The following is a 17,714-nucleotide window of genomic DNA, read 5'->3' on the forward strand; positions in this document are numbered from 1 at the left end:
CTACGTCCCGGCGACGCGCCTACACCGGATCGAACGCCCGGATCGGTGGCAGATTGCCGGTGAACTTCTCCACCTCCACCGTCGTCAGCTGCCCGGTGCATCCTTGCGCAAACGACGAGGTGCCGATGTCGCGGGTGAGCACGTTGGGATTGCCGTGGACGCAGAGCGGCGCCTCGTCCTCGGGGTCCATCGGGTCGTACCACGCGCCGGTCGGCAGCTGCACCACGCCGGGCGCGATGCCGTCGGTGACATGAACTGCCGCAAGGCAGGCGCCGCGTTCGTTGAACAGGCGGATGATGTCGCCGTCCACGATGCCGCGCGCCGTCGCATCGCGCGGGTTCATGCGCGCGACCTCGCGGCCGCGATGCTTTGCTCCCAGCGAATGTCCGCCGAAATCGAGCTGGCTGTGCAGGCGCGTCACCGGCTGGTTGGCGACGAGGAAGCACGGCGCCCCTCGCCTGGGCATGTCGGACTTGTCGAGCCAGACCGGATGGCCGGGACAATCGGCATCGCCATGGCCCGCGATCTTCCGCGAAAATATCTCGATGCGGCCGCTCGGCGTCGGCAGCGGATGCGCGGCCGGGTCCTCGCGAAAACTGCGCAGCCGGCCGCCGTCGTCGGGCTGTTGCGGCACGACCAGGCTGCCGCGCTTCCAGAATTCGTCGAAGTCAGGAGCCTCGAGGCCGCGCGCTTCGAGCGAAGCCCGGGTCGGCTCGTAGAGATGTTCCAGCCATTGCCGCGACGTGCGGCCTTCGGTGAAAGGTTCACGCGCGCCGAGCCGTTCGGCAAGATCGGCGAAAATCTCGTAATCGTCGCGCGCAAGACCGAACGGCTCGGCGATCCGGTGCATGGCGACCATCAAGGGGTCGTTGCTGGAATAGCCGATGTCCTCGCGCTCGAGCGTCATCGTCGCCGGCAGCACGATGTCGGCGTGCCGCGCGGTGGCGGTCCAGCCGAGTTCGTGCACGACCAGCGTGTCGACTTTCGCAAAAGCCTTGCGCAGGCGGTTGATGTCCTGGTGGTGATGGAAGGGATTGCCGCCGGCCCAGTAGACGAGGCGGATGTCGGGATAGGTGCGCGTCTCGCCGTTGTAGCGATAGGTGCTGCCGGGGTTGAGCAGCATGTCGGCGATGCGCGCCACCGGAATGAAATCGCGCACGCCATTGCGGCCCTGTCCCAGCGTCGGCCCCGGCACGTCGTTGACGCGGCGGCCGTAATAGCCGATCGCTCCCAACGAATAGGCGTAGCCGCCGCCGGGAAGGCCGATCTGGCCGAGCGCTGCCGCGAGCACCATGCCCATCCATACTGGCTGCTCACCATGTTCGGCGCGCTGGAGCGAATGCGAGACGGTGATCAGCGCGCGCTTTCCGGCGACGCGACGGGCGAGCGCACGGATCGTGTCTGCCTCGACGCCTGAGATCGCGGCGGCCCATTCGGCGTGCTTGGGCTGGCCGTCGCTCTCGCCGGTGAGATAGCGCAGGAACACGGGCCACCCTTCCGTGTAGCGATCGAGGAAGGCCTGGTCGTGCAGGCCTTCTGCGACCAGCGTGTGGACGATGCCGAGCATCAGCGCGGTGTCGGTGCCGGGCACGCAAGTCATCCATTCCGCGCCGGCCTCGACGGGAAGATCGTCGCGGAGCGGGCTGACCAGGATGAACTCGCAGCCGCGACGGCGCGCCGCTTCCATGGCGCCGCGCTCGACATGCTTGCTGATCGAGCCGCCGGCCACCATGGAATTCTTCAGCGCCATGCCGCCGAACGCCAGCACGATGTCGGTATCGGCAGCGATCTGCTCCCAGGTCACGTTGCGCTTGGTGATGTCCTCGTAGCCCGCCAGGATCTGCGGCAGCAGCACCGAGGACGCGCCCGAGGAATAGGAGTTCACCGAGCGCACATAGCCGCCCATCGCGACGTTGAGGAAGCGATGCACCTGGCTCTGAGCGTGATGGAAGCGGCCCGCGCTCGACCAGCCATAAGAGCCGCCGAACACCGCGCCGGGCCCGCGCGTGTCGCGGATGCGGCCGAGCTCGTCGCCGAGGAGATCGAGCGCCTTCTCCCAGCTCACGGAGACGAACTCGTCGCGGCCGCGACGGTCGTCCGGGCCCGGACCACGTTCGAGCCAGCCGCGGCGGATCGCGGGCTGGGCGATTCGCGCCTGATGCCGCAGCGCGCCGGGGAAATTGTCGATGATGCCGTTCGGATCGGGATCGCCCGCATAGGCCCTGACCTCGAGCCCGGCTGCGCCTTGACGGGCCGAAAACACGCCCCAATGCGAGGTGTGGGGCTTGAAGCCGTCAGACAGGTCGAGGCCGGGGTCGGGAAAGCCAATCGTATCGTCCATCGTCTGATCCTTGTTCCGGTCGGTGGTGGCAGTATACCGATCCACGTTCCGATGTCATCGAGATCAGGCCTGACGCAAACGCTAGGCTCCCGTGCAGCGAACATCTTCCGGCGGCAGGCCGAATTGCGCGATCCGCCGGTCCAGCCGCCACAGCTCGATGCGATGGATCAGAACGAGCGCGGCGGCCTCGCGCTTGGCCTGCTCGTCATCGTCGCAGGCGAGATTGATGCATCCAAACACGTGCCTGTCCGGATCGATCTGGAAAGCGCGGTAGTGCTTGATGCTCCGCATGGTCATGCTCTTCGTCTCGGATAGACAGGCGCGCTCAGCCAGTCCGTCAGGTTCGAGGTCATCTCGTTCTGCTTGGCACGTCGCAGCAGCATCTCGCGCTCCTTGCCGGGCGGCAGGTTACGCGCGCGTTCGCGGGCGTTTTCGGCGAATGTCGCCAACCGCTGCTGGAGCGACTGGGTCTGTTTCCTGCGGTTGCGTTTGGCAGTCATTGTACCTTCGCAAGGGACTTCGGATACAAGGAAATTGGGCCCGGCGGGGAGGCTGAGCGCCGGGCCCAGGTTCGTGCCGGCTGGACGGCCCAGGCCGACAGTCTTCGTAGCTTCGGCCGCAACAACGGGTTCCGGCATTTCAATAAGTTAACCGCGCGGAATTTTGCTTGCGACGACAGCAGGCGAGCAAGCGATGCACTCGCCGACGCGTGCTAGTCTTTCCGGTTATCGCGGTGCGCCTTGATCTCCGAACGAACCATGGCGCTTTCCATCACCGCCAGGCGCGCCTCGTCCAGGGCGCGGTCATGCCGATCCGTGACCAGTCGATGCTGGCTCCGGAGATCGCGGCTCGCCTCAATCGCGCGGGTCGCGCGGGCAAAGAGCGGGTCGCGCATTTCTCCGTCATAGCAGCAGCATCGCCACCCGGCATTTGCTTAGGTTACTTAAAAGACGTCACCGCCCAGCCTGCGGTAGCGCTCGATCAGCTGCTGCTCCGACAGCTTGAGGTGATTGGCCGCCCTCATGGCGCTCAGCATGCGTTGTTCGTAAATGGCGGCCATCTCTTGAAGAAGGAGCTGGTGCTCGGTGGCCAAGGTCTGGCTCTCGGCGATAGCCGCCGCGGCGCGCGAGAACAGGGGATCATCCTCGACCATCATTGGGGAACTTAACACGGGCTGCGCCTAGTTCCACGGCCCCCACCCCGAAATCCCGAACATTTGAGGGGCATCCACCCCAAAGCTCAGCTCCGCCGGTACAGTTGCAGATAACTCGGCGAAAACAGCGCCGCGTCCTTGAGCGCATCGAGATCGTTGATGGTCAAGGTGCGCTCGCGCAGCACGATCAGGCCTGAGGCGCGCAGCTCCTGGACGGTCCGATTGAGATGGACCACCGACAATCCGGTGGCGTCGGCGAGGTCCATCTGCGTGATGGGCATGAGGCAGGAAGTGCCGTCGACCATCCCGACGGGACGAAGCCGCTCGAAGATCTCACAGAACAGATGCGCCACCCGCTCCAGCGCGACGCGGCGCCCGAGATTGATGGCCCATTCGCGCTGGACGGCGTTGTTGACGAGGGTCTCGCACCAGAACGCTTCCGCGAGCGTGCGGTCGGCCGCCACCAGACTCTCGAAACGCGTGCGCTTGATTTCAGTGTAGATGACCGGTGTCAGCGTCGCGATGGAATGGTCCATGACCGAGAGCAGATAGGCATGCGCATCGCAGCTCTCGCCCGGAAAGACGAAATTGACGATCTGCCGCCGGCCGTCCTCGAGCGTCTTGTAGCGGCAGAGCCAGCCCGACAGCACGACACGGACGCTGTCGACGGGATCCCCCTCCGAGATCAGGTCCTCGCCGGAGCCGGCACGCTCGAGACCTTCAAGCATCGCATATTCAAGGGATGCACGGGCTTCCGCCGACAAGATCCTCAGCGCATTCAGCCGGCGAAAGACCGGCTCCACCAGGCTCCGATCGGAGGTCGACAAAGTCATCAGCCAGCCACCGCAGGTGTATGGAACGTGCGCTTGGTGAGGGGAAGCGTGATGGTGCATCGCAGCCCAGCAGGATTGAACGCCATCATGGTCTGCCCCTTGAACTCGAACGCCAGCGTACGCTCCAGAAGCTCCGTGCCAAAACCCTTTCGTGGCGGCGGCGTGACCTGCGGCCCGCCCCGCTCGCGCCATTCGAACACCAGCTCCGCGGGCTCCGCAATCTCATCGAGGCGCCAGGCGACCTCGATGCGCCCGGTCGGCAGGCTGAGGGCGCCGTATTTCAGCGCGTTGGTCGCAAGCTCGTGCAGCGCGAGTGCGAAGGTTTCCGCGGCCTTGGGCTGGAAGCGCACCTTCGGTCCGGACACCCGCATCTGCTCGCCCTCACGGGCGTTGTAGGCGAGAAGCTCCTCGACCACGAGATATTCGAGGTCGACGCCGCCCTCGGGATCGCGAGTCACGAGTGCCTGGGTGCGCGCAAAGGCGTTCAGCCGGCCGTCGAGATGAGCGGCGTATTCCTCCACGGTGGAGCTGGATTCCGCAGAGCGGCGAGCGATCGAGCGCACGACGCCAAGCGTATTGCGGACGCGATGCTGGAGCTCGGCCAGCAGCAGGCGCTGCCGCTCCTCGGCGCGGGTGATCGCGGTGACGTCGATGAAGGTGATGACGACCCCGGCGATGAAATTGTCGATGCTGCGATAAGGCAGGATACGCACGATGTAACGCGTGCCGCTGTCCGGCGCGCTCAACTCGCGCTCGGCGCTCGCCAGCGTTCGCAGCACGCGGCGGACGTCCTCGTAGAGCTCCTCGATCGGAATGCGCGCCTTGATGTGGGCAATGGGGCGGCCGGCGTCGGTTTCCACGAGATGCAGCACCTGCGTGATCGCGGGCGTGAAATTCATCACGCGCAGATCGTTGTCGAGGAATACGGTGGCGATCTGCGTGCTCTCGAGGAAATTCTTGAGGTCGCTGGTGGCGCGCGTCAGTTCCTGGACACGATGCGCCAACTCGCCATTGACGGTGGTCAGCTCCTCGTTGACCGACTGCAACTCCTCACGCGAAGTCTCGAGCTCCTCGTTCGCCGACTGAAGCTCCTCGTTGAGCGACTGGTATTCCTCGTTCGAGGATTTCAGCTCTTCATTGGTGCTCTCCAGCTCCTCGATGGTGGCCTGGAGGCGCTCCCGCGTCGCGCGCAGCTCGCTTTCGAGACGCTCGACATGCTCGGTGCGCACCAGCGCATTGGGATTGCTCTGATCGGCCTCGAGGGTGCGGACCGGGCCGTCCTTGAACAGGACGACGAAATTACGATGGCCGCCGGCGCCGTCCTGGATCGGCTCGACGGTGATGTCGACCAGGACGCGGTGACCGTTCACCCCGAGCTGCACCTGCTCGGCATGGGCGGGCTCGTTGGTCTCGGCGGCCCGGCTGAGCGCCGTGCGCAGCTCCAGGCGGATATCGCGGTGCACGAGCTGGAGCAGGTCGAGCGTGGCGGCGCCCGCCGTCGGCTCGATATAGCGCCCGGTACGCCCGGAGAAATGCAGGATCTGGAAATTGTCGTCGGTGATGACATAGGCGGGCGCGTAGCGCTCCGCGACCCTTTGCGCGCGGCGCTCCAGCCCGACGTCCGGGCCGAACGAGCGAACCGTCGGCACTTCGACGGGCACCCTCCCCGCCGAGGTCGTGATCGGAAATTCCGGCGGCAGCCGCGTTCCGGTCTCGAGCTTCTTGAAGATGCGGGCGCGGCGGTCGACGGGTGCGAACAGCTTCGGGTGCCGCGTCACGTTCTCGGAATTGCCGAGGAAGAGATAGCGGTCGGACAGCAGCGCGAAGTGGAACAGCGGGATCACCCGGTTCTGCAATTCGGCATTGAGATAGATCAGCAGGTTGCGGCAGGAGACGAGGTCGAGCTTGGAGAACGGCGCGTCCTTGATGACGTTGTGCTGGGAGAAGATGCACATCTCGCGCAGCTCCTTCACCACGCAATAGGTGTCGCCCTCGCGCACGAACCAACGCGCCAGGCGCTCGCTGGTCATGTCGGCCTCGATGTTGGTGCGGTAGCGGCCGACGCGCGCGGTCGCGAGCGCCCGCCCGTCGATGTCGGTGGCGAAGATCTGGACCTGCGGCGCGGAGTCGAGTGTCGCCATGTGCTCGCGCAGGAGAATGCCGATCGAATAGGCTTCCTCGCCGGTGGCGCAGCCGAGCACCCAAACGCGAACCTGCTGGCCGGTGCCCTTGCCCTCGAAGATCTTCGGGATTATCTGGGCCTCGAGCACCTCGAACTCGCGCTTGTCGCGGAAGAACTCGGTGACGCCGATCAAGAGGTCGTTGAAGAGGTTCTGCGCTTCGTCCTTGTCGTTGCGGAGAAAATCGACATAGGCGGGGATGTCGTCGATCTGGACCACCTGCATGCGCCGCTGCACGCGGCGCAGGAAGGTGTTCTGCTTGTAGCCGTGGAAATCATTGCCGGTCTTGTTGCGCAGGATGTCGGCGATGCGCGACAGCGAGGTCGCGGCCGCGGCGAGCACCTCGTCAAAACCGTGCTTCTCGTCCAGGCGGCGCAGATGACGGGCATAGACCTGGATGTGCTCGGGAATATCTTCGGGCGGCAGCACGTAATCGGCGATCGCCGCCGGCATGTTGCCGTCGAGAAGATGATCGGCCTCTTCGCGGTTCACGATCTTCTCGGCGATGGCGAGACCACCGTGATCCTTGAGCGTCGCGGTGCCAAGCGTACCATCACCGCCGGTGCCGGCGAGGATGACGCCGATCGATTGTTCGGCGCGCTCTTCCGCCAGCGACACCAGGAAGCTGTCGATCGTGGCCCGCTCGCCGGGCGCCTGCTCGGCCTTGCGGATCGCGAATCGCTCGCCCTGGATGGTGGTGATCATCGCCGGCGGGCACAGATAGATCGTGCCGCCTTCGATCGCCTGGCCATCTCCGACGTCCGCGACCTTGCCGCCATTCGCCCCCTGCACGATCTGGCGCAGCCGGGCTCCATCGAAGGCCTCGTGATGCTGAAGCGCCAGCACGATGGTCTGGTCGGCGCCGATGGCCAGCTTGGCAAAGAAGCGCTCGATGCTGTCAAGTGCGCCGGGCGAAGCGCCGACCCCGATGATCAGCGGGGACCTGATCTGACGCTCTCTCTCGACCGGCTGGTCGCCGACTTCATGCATGGCTCTCGTAGCTTTCGCTTGCTGGCGGGACCCGGGGGATGCCCGGTTCCTGCAAATAGCAGAAATTGATATTACCCCAAGAGGCCAAAGGCGAAAATGTCATGCAGAGCTTTTGATGGCAGATCGCTGTAGCCCTCCGGTCCATGGTGGATCGCAGCTTTCGGAACCGCGATGCGGGCATCCATGAACGCTGGGCCTGATCATGCGGGATCAGGCGGGCGGCAGCGAGAAGCGGCAGCCCGATTGAATGTTCGAAGCGCCGAGGCGAGCCGTCAACGGCCCGGCCGTGCCGGATCGACTTGCTGCCGCAGATACGCCACCCGCTCCTCGATCAGGACGCGGTGACGTTCCCACTCGGTCAGGGTCTGCTTGAGCAGCTCGACCAGCCGTTCCGCCTGGCGCGTGTCGTGGCCGTCCGCCATCAGCTCACGCACCCGTTCCTCCTGGTCGCGGATGCGCTGCCAGCCCTCCTCGATATCCCGATCGGCCTTGACGAGAAGGCGCTGCTCGGCATTGAGCTGCTCGGCGAAAGAGACGGCCATCGTTGGGCCTCAAGCCTCGGGCTTGCGAGCCGGAGGATCGAGCGATTGTAGCACGATACGCCGGATCATGTCGGCATATTCACGATACTCGGCGGCCCGCGCCGCGTACAATTCGGCGATGGCGGCCCGGCCGCTGCGCCGGCCGTCAGCAGCCATGCGCTGCACCAGTTCCGCCCGCTCCTCGATGATGCGCAGCGCGACGCGCAAGGCTTCGTCGACCCGCCCTTCCTTCTCCTTGGCGAGGATGTCGGCAGTGAAGGCATGGCCGACCTGACAGCGGAAACGCATCGGGCGCGCCTCCTTGATCGCGGAAAGCACCCCGCCACATCCCGGACAGGTCAGCGCGACGGGATCGGCCATTGCGACGAGCTTGTCGCTCCCGATCCGCTCGCCGGTCGCGATCTCGACCTCAAGCCTGATCTCGGGCGGAATCGGCAAGGCAACTCCCGCCTGCTCCCTGACGAGCTCGGACAGAACGTCGCCCATGGTGGCGCCCGGAACGCAGAGGTCGACGGTGGTCGCCTCGAGCGCATTTCGCGGCATATCGCTGGCGACGGCGTCCGAGGGGTCCTGGACCACTGTCATCCCGCCGCAGCGTTTGATGGCATTGAGGCCAGCGGCGCCATCGGACAACAGGCCGCTCAGGAGCACACCGACGACACGCGGTCCGTGATAAAGGGCTGCGGAGCGGAACAAGGCGTCGATCGCCGGCCGAACCATGTTCTCGCGCGGGCCGCGCCCGAGGAAAACCTGATGTTCCGACAGCATCAGATGGTGGTCCGGCGCGGCCAGATAGACATGGCCCGGCTCGATCGTCATGCCGTTTTGGGCCTGCCGGACCGGAAGCGGGCCGGCACTGCTCGCAACCGTCGATAGGATGCCGATGCCCTGCGCCGGAATGTGCAGGACCACGAAGATGGCGGCCGGCAAATCCGTTGGCAGCCGCCCGAGGATCTGCTTCAGCGGCGCGGTCGCTCCGGCCGAGCCCCCGATGACGATGATGTCGCGGTTGCTCATGGAACCCACCTTCGGTTGCATCGTTTGCACCAAGGCGGGCCTCCGTCTTATGTTCCTATGGCTCGCAGCGGCTGGAGGCGCCATGGCGATATCGCCCACATTGTCACCTCAACGAACCCAACTGGACGGGCGGCGCATTCTCGTCGTCGAGGACGAATATTTTCTCGCCGATGACATCCGCAATACGTTGCGCGGGCTCGGTGCCGAAATCGTCGGTCCCGTCGGTCACCTCGAGGATGCGCTCAAGATCCTGCACGACGGCAGCATCCTTGATGCCGCAGTGCTTGACGTGAACATCCGCAGCGAGAGGATCTTTCCGATCGCCCGCGAACTGAAGGCGCGGAACGTGCCCTTCGTGTTCACGACGGGATATGACAAGATCATTGTCGGTCCGGAATTTCAGGACGTGCCGCTGCTGGAAAAACCGATCGACCTCGCGGCCATGGCACAGAAACTGGCCGAACTCATCGCCGATCCTGCGATTTGACACGCAACGAGGCGTGTTCCTTCGCCATCCCGGCAAGACACAAGGAACCTTCGATGATCTATGCACCTAATACCGCCATCGACAAACAGCTGCTGAGCCATTCGCACAAGCTGGTTCGCGAGGCCATGTTGTTGCTGCGCAGCAGCGACCATCTCGTGAGCGCGCAACGCCTGCGCGATGAGCTGGAGCAGGAACGCCGCCAGCCGCCGCACCGGGACAGCGCGAGAGGTGGCAGCGACCACTGAACTGCAGGCACGCAGCCGATCAGAATAGATGCGCGAAAGCGAGCCAAGCAGTCACCGCCAGGCACAGGGCCACCGCAGCATAGGGCAGCGCAACGCGCAAATCAGGAAGTCTCCCGGCCGTCAAGTTATCATCATCCAGACGATTGCCGCCATCATCACGACGAAACCCGTGATTGCCGTTGCGACAAAGGCCTGTTCGACGCGATCCATCGCCATCGCAGCCCCGTTTTCTTCAGCCTCATCTTTCCAGCAGAGCTAGTCTGACGGCTCGGCGCGCTTTGCGCATTAGGCTATGTGAATCGGCGTCCTTCTTTGTCAGTTCGCTGGACGAGCCGGGCGCCGGCTCGGCTTCATCGACGCCTTTCCTGCGGCGAAAGCCTACTTCAGCGAAATCGTGATCTGGCTGATATTGGCCGCAAGCTCGAGGCCCGCTTTCGGCCCCTGCATGACGATCGTCACGCCCTTCTCGTTGCGCAAGTGGACGCCGTTGACGCCTCCGACCAGCGCGAAGCCGCCGCCGACGGAACTGTAGGTGCCGGCGAAGTCGCCGATCTCGCGGATGCCCGACGCCCAGCCGTCGAACCGGCCGACTGTCGCACCCGCAGTGATGCCGAAGCTCATGCCCGTGATCCTGAATCGATAGGCTTTGCCGCGATAGGTCAGCGTGCCGCTTCCGACGCCACCGCCGACAAGAAGACCCGCCTTGACGATCCTGACGTGCACCTGGCCGGCGGCTTGCGCGAAAGCTGGCGCGACTGGCGTAGCGAACACCAGCGCCAGCAGCATGACCGCGATCAGCCGGCCCGCGCGGAGGTATGACGCCGTTCCCTGTTCACGGTTTTGCGGCATCGACCTTCTTCCAGGTCTGGTCCGGATCGAACAACGTGGTGCGCTCGGCGATGACGGCCGTCCGCTTGCCCAGATCCTTCTGGTAGACGGTGCCGGCATGGTTGACCAGGAAGGTCATGACGCCGGAATTGCCGTATTCCGCAGGCCAGGCGATCAGCGCGAAGCCGCCGATCATCTTGCCCTTGACCACGTAGTTGAGAGCGCCGCCGGGCGCATCCCTGCCCTGCGCTTTCAGGATACGGAAATAGTAGCCGTGATAAGGCGCCGGTCCGACATCGCCAGCACGATAGCCTTCCTTCGAGGCCTCGGCCGCCAGCGCGCCGAGCGGGCTTGGATCGCTGTCATCGCGCCAGAACAGGCCGTCCTTCTTGCCCGGCGAGGAGACGATACGCTGCGCGTAGACGCCCGCGCCCTCGCCGCGGTCCTTGTCGGCGTATTCGTTCTGCGCGTCGACATACGCGAGCGCGGTCTGTATCGCGTCGAGTTCGTTGCGGCCGATGCGACGGCGCAGCACTTCGATCCGTCCCTCGTCGGTATCAAACGTCCAGCCGGCCTTGGTGTTGACCAGCGGAATCGGGAACGGGAAATCGTCCGGTCCCAGCATCAGGGTCGCGGTCTTGTTGCCCTCCGCCTTGATGCCGTGCCTAGCGTCATACATCGACGTGAAGCGCTGGCGGATGTCGTTGTCGGCGACCTCATCGCCGGAGGAGACGATGTCCTCGGCGGCCCTGCCGAGCACCTTCAGGATATCGTCGGGTCCGCTCTTGACCGCGGCGGCGAGCGCTGCGGCTGCGTCCTCCGGCGTCTTGTAGGATTGCTGCGCCTGTGACGCAGAGCCAAGCAGCGCCAGCGCCATGAGGCCCGGCAACAGCGCGCGGCGGAACGATTTCAGACCACTCATTGCGTCACCTCCGCAGGGATCTTCGCGCCGCCGGCGAGCCAATCGTGGTAGGTGCGGAATGTCAGCCCGAGCTTGTCGTAGTAGACACGCAGATAGCCGTCGCTGCCGCGGGTCACTGCGTCAGGCATCAGCTGCTCGACCTCCTGCGCCATCACGCCGACATAGGCCTTGTCGCTGCCGATGTAGCTGAAGCGGTAATAACCGAGGCCGCTCGCGAGATGGCCGAGCAGGACGACATCGTGCTTCAGCGCGATATCGGAGCGCCGGCCACCGCCGCCGCCGCGGCCGCCTCCTCCGCCTCCCCCGCGGAAGCCGCCGCCTCCGCCGCCACGCATTGCCATGCCACCGCCGCCGCCGCGTCCGGCCATGCTCGGTCCGCCACCACCGCGCGGCATGCTCGCCATGCTGGATCGCCCGCGCGCCGATGCCGCTGCGGCGGAGCGGCCGGACGAGACATTCATCGCACCGCCGCGATTGCCGCCGCCACGGTTCGCCGCACCGCCGCCGGCACGGTTGGCAGCCTTGGCGCGATCGCCGCCACCCTTGGCGCGGTCACCGCCGCCTTTCGCGCGGTCACCGCCGCCCTTGGCGCGATCTCCAGCACCAGCGCGATCGCCACCGCCGGGCCGATCGCCGCGATTGCCGGCACGGTCACCCGCGCGATCTCCCGCACGATCGCCTGCCCGATCACCAGCACGATCCCCTGCGCGGTCCCCCGCCCGGTCACGCGCGCCCTGATCAGGACGCAGCACCTGGTTGCCGTCACGGCCGCGGAAATCCATCCGGTCGGACGCACCGGCCTTGATGTTGGTGTTGCCGAAGCGCTGCTGGACGTTGACGTTGTTGTAGCGCACGCCCTGGCGATGCGCCGGATTGTGCTGCCAGCCGCCCGCGATGTTGGTGGTGCGATGATTGACGTAGACGTTGCGGTTGCCCCAGTTGCAGCCGCCGCCCCAGTAATTGCCCCAGCGCCCGATCGCCCAGGCCGTGCCGAAAGCGAGGCCCGCCGCGACCACGCCCGCGCCGATATAGGACGGATAGCCCCAGTAATATGGTGGATACTCCGCATAGGGCCAGCTGCCATAGACGGTCGCCGGATCGTAATACGGCACATACATCTCCGCGGGATCGGCCTGCTGGATCACGACGACCTGCTTGCCTTCCTGGGACTGCACGCTGACCTTCTGCTGCTTGGTGGTGGCGAGCTTCTTGTTGTCATAGGCCTTGTTGCGCAAGCGCTGGATTGCATCCATCACGTCGGGCTGCTGCGCGAGAAAGGCATCGCCGAGCTTCTTGGTCCAGTCGAGCTGGTCGCTCATCATGGTCAGGACATCCGCGGTGCTGGCCAGCGCCTTGACGCTGTCGTCCCAACCCTGCTTGTCGACCTCCGTCTTCAGCGCATCGCCCTTCAGGCTCTTGTGCTCCTTCAGCCAGCGGTCGGCCTGCACCACCTCCAGCGGATAGGTCGAGGCGGCCAGCACATTGGCGAGGAGTTCGTCGGGATAAAGCGCGATCGGTGCGACCAGGGCCTCGAGTTGCTCGGGCTTCAGAAGCTCGGCCGTCGGCGCAGGCGGACTCGCCGGCTGCGCCTGCGGCGCCGGGGTCGCTGGTGTCGTGGCAGGCTGCGCCGTTGCAGCGAACGACGTCGCCATCGTGAACGCAAGCACCATCAGGATCTTGCCGCAGCGAAACATCACATCCTCCCTCGGACTTCCAACGGGAGGATCGGGCCGGGGCACTGACATTTGTTGATCAAGATCAACGAAACGAGGTGGTCGCGGCTGCTGCAACGCGAGAGCCGCGCGTCATTCGGGCGGCAGGTCCGGCCCGGCTGCGACATTGCCGGTCTGCACGCAACCGCGACAAGGAAACGGCCGCACCGAACCCTGAGATTTGACCAAGATACCGGCCGTCAGCGAGCGATCGGAAGCCGGATCGTGAACAGCGCGCCGCCCGCCGGCTGGTTCGCCGCGGCAACCGTGCCGTGATGGGCCTCGATGATGGTCGTGGCGATCGCGAGCCCCATGCCCATGCCCTGCGACTTGGTCGTGAAGAACGGATCGAACACGTTCGTCAGATCGGAAGCGGCAATCCCGGGCCCGGTATCGGTGACCCTGACCTCCGCCTGATTGCCGGCGCGCGCAGTCGAAACGCTGACCTCGCGTTTTCCGGCGTCCGCGTCGGAGATCGCATCTATCGCGTTGATGATCAGGTTGAGAACCACTTGCTGAAGCTGGACCGGGTCGCCCTTGATCGGCAGATCGGCCTGAACAGGCATGTAGGTCAACGTGATCCGGCGGCCATCGGCGACGGCTCTCACCAGACCGATCGCTTCCCGCACCGTGTCATTGAGCTCGATCTGCTTGATCTCGAATGGCGTCTTCTTCAGAACGCTGCGCAGCCTGCGGATGACCTCGCTCGCCCGCTGGTCGTCGCGTCTGATGTCGGCGAGAATCTGACGGAGCTCGCTGATGTCGGGCGAAGCGGACTTGAGCATGAGCTCAGCGGTCTCGGCGTTGGTCAGGATGGAGCCGAGCGGCTGGTTCAGTTCGTGCGCGATCGACGTCGTCAACTCGCCGACGGCGGAATAGCGATTGGCGTGAGCGAGTTCGGCCAGGCGCTGGCGCGACTCGACCTCAGCGACGCGGCGGCGCTGGCGCTCGTGCAGCAGCCCGCTGATGAGGCCCGCCTGCACGAGGAATACGGCCGAGATCAACAACATCTGCCAGCGATAGCGTTGCCAGATGTTCGGGTCGCGAAACACGACTTCGCTGCCGGGGGGCAGCCGGCTCTCGCTGATGCCCCAGCGCTGCAACTCCCGCCAGTCGTATTTCGGCGGCGCAAATTCGATGGGCTCGTACTTGATGCTCTCCGGCTTTTCGCCGCCCAAAATTCGCATGACGGCATTCACCGTCTTGCGGCTCGTTTCATCGACCGAATGCATCGGGCCGCCGACAGTGCTGCCGCCAAAGAACGGCTCCTGATAGGAAAAGATCGGCGCGTTCGCGACGGCGTGCAGGCTGCGGAGCGCAAGGTCGCCCTCGTGGACGATGCCGGCTCCGTCGACCGACATCAGCCCCCAGAACAGCACGCTATGAGGCGGAAGTTCCGATGCACGCTTCAATATTTGCTCGAACGAAAGGTCCGAATACCAGACGAGATCGAGCCGGCCCTCCAGCGGCTTCAACTCCCGTTTCACTTCGTCGACCCAGAACTTTTCGAGCGGCGAGGCGCCGATCACGATCGCGGCCGTCCTGGTGTCCGGCAGAAGCCGCAGAATATTGTCGAACGCCGCCATGAAATCATTGCGGATCGACACGACGACGTCATTTCCGGTGAGGTCGGCGCGGTTCACCAGACGGTGCTCGACCGCGCTCAGCACCATCGGAGCATCAGGAAAGAGCTTCATGCGGTATTTCTGGACGAACCGCGCCGCGGGCGCGCCGATGCTCAGCACGATGTCGGGCTGCGCGCCCTGATAGAGCGAGCCGAGATATTCGACGAATGGTGCCTCCGGACCCGGATTGTTGAAGCGCGCAGTGAGCAGAGTGTGCTCCTGGACGTCGAGCGGCCAGAGCGACTGCCGCTCGAGCTCGGCCTTGATGCTACGCGCATATTCGCTCCAGGGCCGGAATTCCCGCCCAAAGGAATGCAGCACCAGCACGCGCTTGAGCTCGCGGTAACGTGCTTCGCCAAGCCGGGCGGCATCGGCCGGCCAGGACAAGACGCAAGCAACCAGCACCAGGCCAAGACGAAGCCACGTGATCGTCATCGGCCACATCCTGACCGAAACGCTGGTCATGCGCCCGCTCATCCGCTCCCTCGACGGCCTTTCCAGCCGATCTTGGCTGCAATTCTAGCGGTAACTGTGCGGTTTCGACAGCCCCCGAGGACGCTATCCCTGGGTCTCAATGGCCGCTCAACACCAGCGTCTGGATGGGCAGCAGCAACGCCTGGATGCGTAGCAGGAGCGCGTGGACCAAGCCGACGCCGTCGACGACATGCAGGGCAATCTTCCGGCTGGTCGAAGTATCTTTAGCGGAGATTTCCTCGTGATTGCTGGTGTAGGCATTGACGATGCAACTGCTGCCGGGCGTGACGCCGTCGAGCCCGCCCTTGTACAGCGGCTCCATGAACACCAGGATCGTGCCGGGCCGCACGGCGTTTTGCGCCTCGATCAACTGCTCACCGGAACGAAACTGCCCGGCGGCGATATAGTCCTGCACCGTCGTGATCACCATCGGGATGATGACCCAGGGCTTTGAAATGCAGGTCGCCTCCGCAACCATGCCCGTCTTCATCACCTGGGCCTCGATCTGGCCGAAACCGGCCTGAAGCAGCTTACGGCCGGCTCCTTCCGGAATCAGCACGCCCGCCGGGCGCATCAGCTGATTGACGACGTCACCAGTACGGATCAGGAACTGCTCGACGCGCCCATCGACGCCCGCACGTACGATGGTCTTGTCGAGGTCGACCTGGGCCTGATCGCGTGCGGCTTCCGCACTGGCCTTCTGCGCCGGCAGCAGGGTGGAGACCTGCAGAGATGCGGACTGCCTTGCAGCCGTCGCGGCGTCGATACCCGACTGGCGCTGATCGACCAGCACCTGGAGCTTGTCGATGTCACGCTGCGGGACGATGCCGGGATTGCGGCGCTGGAGCTCGCTCTTGACCTCGAGCTCGTCCTTGGCCTGCTGATAATTAGCTCTCGCTTCACCGAGCTGCGCCTCGGCCTTGACCACGTCCGCCTGTGCGGTCTGCATCGCGGCATCGACCTCCGCGATCTTTCGCTTTGCCGTCTCGTAGGCGGCCTGCTGCTTCGAGGCATCGAGCGTGAACAGCACGTCGCCCTTCTTCACGGCTTCGCTGAAGCCGACCTTGACGTCGGCGACACGGCCCGAGCCCTCCGGCAGGATCGGCACCGTGCGGAAATAGAGCGTCGCGGACGACGTGGAGGGATGGAAGTAGAAGATCATGGTGATCAGCGACACCGTCAGCATCAGGCAGCCGGTGATGCCCCATCTGAGCTCGTACCAGACCGAGAAGAAGGTGATCTCCTTGCCGAAGCGCTTGCCTTGGACGTAGCGGCGATACAGATAGTCCGGCAGGATCGTCAGCAGCGAGCAGAACATCAGCTCAAACATGGCTGTGCTCCTTTTCCCTCGTCGGCCCCGGCTTGTCCGTCGGCGGCGGCGCTGTGCCACCTCTGTCACTGGCCACCTCCGCCTCTACCGGAGTTGCATCGGCAATCTTCTCGACGGACCCGGCGATGCTGCGCAGCGGTGTGCCGAAATCGGGCAGATCGACCAGCGCGAGCAGCAAGCCCGCGACCCAGAAGATGTGCATATGCGTGAACAACGAAATGAGGCCGAGCACGGCGACCAGTTCGAATTGCAGCTTTTGCGATTTATGCGCCATGCGCTCGGGCAGGCTGTGCAGCTTCCAATAGAGCGTACCGACCCAGAGCACAGTGCCGACCAGGAATACACCCATCACCACCATGAGCGGATCGGTTCCGCTCCCCGGCGCGAGATAGAACGGAAGATGATGTGGGGCCATCGGATGAAGCTGGTCGCTCAAACGTCTCTCCCGGTCAAATGCGCCTGTACGGCACTGTGTTCGGGCAGGCTTCGGTTTGCTTGATTTGAATCAAGGGAACGCCCTCTCCCGGACCTAGCGTTCCCTGGACGCCGATTTGCACAATCATCAGGAGCCGCACCATGCCCGGCCTCGACGATCTCATTCCCAACGCCGCCCAGATTCGCAAGGAAGCCGCCCTCAAGGAGGCAGAGAAGGCCGACGAATATGTCCGTCTCGCCGCCGCCGCCGAGGCCGAGAAGCGGGCGCTGATCGAGCGCCTGAGCAAGCCCTCCGGCAAGAGCGAGGAGGAGAAGATCAAGCTCGCCTCGACCATCATCCAGCGCGCGGTGCGAAACGGCCTGACGGAGGTGCTGGTCTATCGTTTCCCCAATTCGCTCTGCACCGACAAGGGACGCGCCATCAACCAGATGGAAAAGGGCTGGGAGAACACCCTGACCGGCATCCCCAAGGAGATCTACCAGCTGTGGACCGACTATCTGAAACCGCGGGGCTACCGCATCGCCTATCAGATCATCGACTTTCCGGGCGGTGTGCCCGGCGACATCGGCGTGACCATTTCGTGGGACGATTGATTCCCG

The 17,714-nt window shown here is 64.8% G+C and carries 18 protein-coding genes; 3 read left to right on the forward strand and 15 right to left on the reverse strand.

Annotated elements, in window-relative coordinates:
- Positions 1-19: 19 nt before the first annotated feature.
- The 9 genes from NLM15_RS31615 to NLM15_RS31655 all read right to left on the reverse strand — a co-directional run bounded on the left by NLM15_RS31615 (position 20) and on the right by NLM15_RS31655 (position 9,056).
- Positions 20-2,341 (reverse strand): molybdopterin guanine dinucleotide-containing S/N-oxide reductase, encoded by a 2,322-nt coding sequence (locus NLM15_RS31615; protein WP_254121681.1) that lies wholly within the window; start codon positions 2,339-2,341, stop codon positions 20-22.
- A gap of 81 nt (positions 2,342-2,422) precedes the next feature.
- Positions 2,423-2,632, reverse strand: a complete 210-nt coding sequence (locus NLM15_RS31620) for a hypothetical protein (RefSeq protein WP_254121682.1) — start codon at positions 2,630-2,632, stop codon at positions 2,423-2,425.
- A 2-nt stretch (positions 2,633-2,634) separates the two neighbouring features.
- The gene (locus NLM15_RS31625) at positions 2,635-2,841 is read right to left on the reverse strand and encodes a hypothetical protein (RefSeq protein WP_254121683.1); all 207 of its coding nucleotides are present in this window, start codon (positions 2,839-2,841) and stop codon (positions 2,635-2,637) included.
- Between the two features lie 212 nt (positions 2,842-3,053).
- The gene (locus NLM15_RS31630) at positions 3,054-3,236 is read right to left on the reverse strand and encodes a hypothetical protein (protein WP_254121684.1); all 183 of its coding nucleotides are present in this window, start codon (positions 3,234-3,236) and stop codon (positions 3,054-3,056) included.
- Positions 3,237-3,284: 48 nt separating this feature from the next.
- A complete protein-coding gene (locus NLM15_RS31635; protein ID WP_254121685.1) occupies positions 3,285-3,497 on the reverse strand; it encodes a hypothetical protein in 213 nt (70 codons plus the stop codon).
- 83 nt (positions 3,498-3,580) lie between these two features.
- A complete protein-coding gene (locus tag NLM15_RS31640; RefSeq protein WP_254121686.1) occupies positions 3,581-4,327 on the reverse strand; it encodes a Crp/Fnr family transcriptional regulator in 747 nt (248 codons plus the stop codon).
- Positions 4,327-7,497 carry a CheR family methyltransferase gene (locus tag NLM15_RS31645; protein ID WP_254121687.1) on the reverse strand — a complete coding sequence of 1,057 codons (3,171 nt, stop codon included), beginning with the start codon at positions 7,495-7,497 and terminating at the stop codon, positions 4,327-4,329. The genes NLM15_RS31640 and NLM15_RS31645 overlap by 1 nt, the downstream gene beginning before the upstream one ends.
- A gap of 272 nt (positions 7,498-7,769) precedes the next feature.
- On the reverse strand, positions 7,770-8,039 hold the full coding sequence (locus NLM15_RS31650) for a hypothetical protein (protein ID WP_254121688.1): 270 nt from the start codon (positions 8,037-8,039) through the stop codon (positions 7,770-7,772).
- Positions 8,040-8,048: 9 nt separating this feature from the next.
- Positions 8,049-9,056, reverse strand: coding sequence for a chemotaxis protein CheB (locus NLM15_RS31655; RefSeq protein ID WP_254121689.1), 1,008 nt, complete (start codon positions 9,054-9,056; stop codon positions 8,049-8,051).
- A gap of 82 nt (positions 9,057-9,138) precedes the next feature.
- Between NLM15_RS31655 and NLM15_RS31660 the strand changes: the two genes are divergently transcribed.
- Positions 9,139-9,543, forward strand: a complete 405-nt coding sequence (locus tag NLM15_RS31660) for a response regulator (RefSeq protein ID WP_254121690.1) — start codon at positions 9,139-9,141, stop codon at positions 9,541-9,543.
- Between the two features lie 53 nt (positions 9,544-9,596).
- On the forward strand, positions 9,597-9,788 hold the full coding sequence (locus tag NLM15_RS31665; protein ID WP_254121691.1) for a hypothetical protein: 192 nt from the start codon (positions 9,597-9,599) through the stop codon (positions 9,786-9,788).
- A gap of 378 nt (positions 9,789-10,166) precedes the next feature.
- Here NLM15_RS31665 and NLM15_RS31670 read toward each other — a convergent pair whose 3' ends face one another.
- The 6 genes from NLM15_RS31670 to NLM15_RS31695 all read right to left on the reverse strand — a co-directional run bounded on the left by NLM15_RS31670 (position 10,167) and on the right by NLM15_RS31695 (position 17,094).
- Positions 10,167-10,637: a hypothetical protein gene (locus tag NLM15_RS31670; RefSeq protein WP_254121692.1), complete on the reverse strand. Its 471-nt coding sequence runs from the start codon at positions 10,635-10,637 to the stop codon at positions 10,167-10,169.
- Positions 10,621-11,538 carry a DUF2950 domain-containing protein gene (locus tag NLM15_RS31675; protein ID WP_254121693.1) on the reverse strand — a complete coding sequence of 306 codons (918 nt, stop codon included), beginning with the start codon at positions 11,536-11,538 and terminating at the stop codon, positions 10,621-10,623. Before NLM15_RS31675 ends, NLM15_RS31670 begins: the two co-directional genes overlap by 17 nt.
- Complete coding sequence (locus NLM15_RS31680) at positions 11,535-13,232, reverse strand: DUF3300 domain-containing protein (protein WP_254121694.1); 1,698 nt, start codon at positions 13,230-13,232, stop codon at positions 11,535-11,537. The genes NLM15_RS31675 and NLM15_RS31680 overlap by 4 nt, the downstream gene beginning before the upstream one ends.
- A 218-nt stretch (positions 13,233-13,450) precedes the next feature.
- A complete protein-coding gene (locus tag NLM15_RS31685) occupies positions 13,451-15,352 on the reverse strand; it encodes an ATP-binding protein (RefSeq protein WP_254121695.1) in 1,902 nt (633 codons plus the stop codon).
- Positions 15,353-15,446: 94 nt separating this feature from the next.
- Positions 15,447-16,679 carry an HlyD family secretion protein gene (locus tag NLM15_RS31690; protein ID WP_254121696.1) on the reverse strand — a complete coding sequence of 411 codons (1,233 nt, stop codon included), beginning with the start codon at positions 16,677-16,679 and terminating at the stop codon, positions 15,447-15,449.
- Positions 16,672-17,094, reverse strand: a complete 423-nt coding sequence (locus NLM15_RS31695; protein ID WP_254124514.1) for a hypothetical protein — start codon at positions 17,092-17,094, stop codon at positions 16,672-16,674. Before NLM15_RS31695 ends, NLM15_RS31690 begins: the two co-directional genes overlap by 8 nt.
- Positions 17,095-17,255: 161 nt before the next feature.
- On the opposite strand from NLM15_RS31695, the gene NLM15_RS31700 reads away from it, so the two are divergent.
- Positions 17,256-17,708 carry a hypothetical protein gene (locus tag NLM15_RS31700; RefSeq protein ID WP_254121697.1) on the forward strand — a complete coding sequence of 151 codons (453 nt, stop codon included), beginning with the start codon at positions 17,256-17,258 and terminating at the stop codon, positions 17,706-17,708.
- Positions 17,709-17,714 lie beyond the last annotated feature (6 nt).

This window comes from Bradyrhizobium sp. CCGB20, from assembly GCF_024199855.1.
GTDB lineage: Bacteria > Pseudomonadota > Alphaproteobacteria > Rhizobiales > Xanthobacteraceae > Bradyrhizobium.

Coding starts and splice junctions, on each gene's coding strand:
- NLM15_RS31650 (WP_254121688.1), bottom strand. CDS start 8,039: ATGGCCGTCTCTTTCGCCGAGCAGCTCAATGCCGAGCAGCGCCTTCTC.
- NLM15_RS31660 (WP_254121690.1), top strand. CDS start 9,139: ATGGCGATATCGCCCACATTGTCACCTCAACGAACCCAACTGGACGGG.
- NLM15_RS31685 (WP_254121695.1), bottom strand. CDS start 15,352: ATGAGCGGGCGCATGACCAGCGTTTCGGTCAGGATGTGGCCGATGACG.
- NLM15_RS31635 (WP_254121685.1), bottom strand. CDS start 3,497: ATGATGGTCGAGGATGATCCCCTGTTCTCGCGCGCCGCGGCGGCTATC.
- NLM15_RS31675 (WP_254121693.1), bottom strand. CDS start 11,538: ATGAGTGGTCTGAAATCGTTCCGCCGCGCGCTGTTGCCGGGCCTCATG.
- NLM15_RS31625 (WP_254121683.1), bottom strand. CDS start 2,841: ATGACTGCCAAACGCAACCGCAGGAAACAGACCCAGTCGCTCCAGCAG.
- NLM15_RS31630 (WP_254121684.1), bottom strand. CDS start 3,236: ATGCGCGACCCGCTCTTTGCCCGCGCGACCCGCGCGATTGAGGCGAGC.
- NLM15_RS31620 (WP_254121682.1), bottom strand. CDS start 2,632: ATGCGGAGCATCAAGCACTACCGCGCTTTCCAGATCGATCCGGACAGG.
- NLM15_RS31665 (WP_254121691.1), top strand. CDS start 9,597: ATGATCTATGCACCTAATACCGCCATCGACAAACAGCTGCTGAGCCAT.
- NLM15_RS31700 (WP_254121697.1), top strand. CDS start 17,256: ATGCCCGGCCTCGACGATCTCATTCCCAACGCCGCCCAGATTCGCAAG.
- NLM15_RS31670 (WP_254121692.1), bottom strand. CDS start 10,637: ATGCCGCAAAACCGTGAACAGGGAACGGCGTCATACCTCCGCGCGGGC.
- NLM15_RS31640 (WP_254121686.1), bottom strand. CDS start 4,327: ATGACTTTGTCGACCTCCGATCGGAGCCTGGTGGAGCCGGTCTTTCGC.
- NLM15_RS31690 (WP_254121696.1), bottom strand. CDS start 16,679: ATGTTTGAGCTGATGTTCTGCTCGCTGCTGACGATCCTGCCGGACTAT.
- NLM15_RS31615 (WP_254121681.1), bottom strand. CDS start 2,341: ATGGACGATACGATTGGCTTTCCCGACCCCGGCCTCGACCTGTCTGAC.
- NLM15_RS31645 (WP_254121687.1), bottom strand. CDS start 7,497: ATGCATGAAGTCGGCGACCAGCCGGTCGAGAGAGAGCGTCAGATCAGG.
- NLM15_RS31695 (WP_254124514.1), bottom strand. CDS start 17,094: ATGGCCCCACATCATCTTCCGTTCTATCTCGCGCCGGGGAGCGGAACC.
- NLM15_RS31655 (WP_254121689.1), bottom strand. CDS start 9,056: ATGAGCAACCGCGACATCATCGTCATCGGGGGCTCGGCCGGAGCGACC.
- NLM15_RS31680 (WP_254121694.1), bottom strand. CDS start 13,232: ATGTTTCGCTGCGGCAAGATCCTGATGGTGCTTGCGTTCACGATGGCG.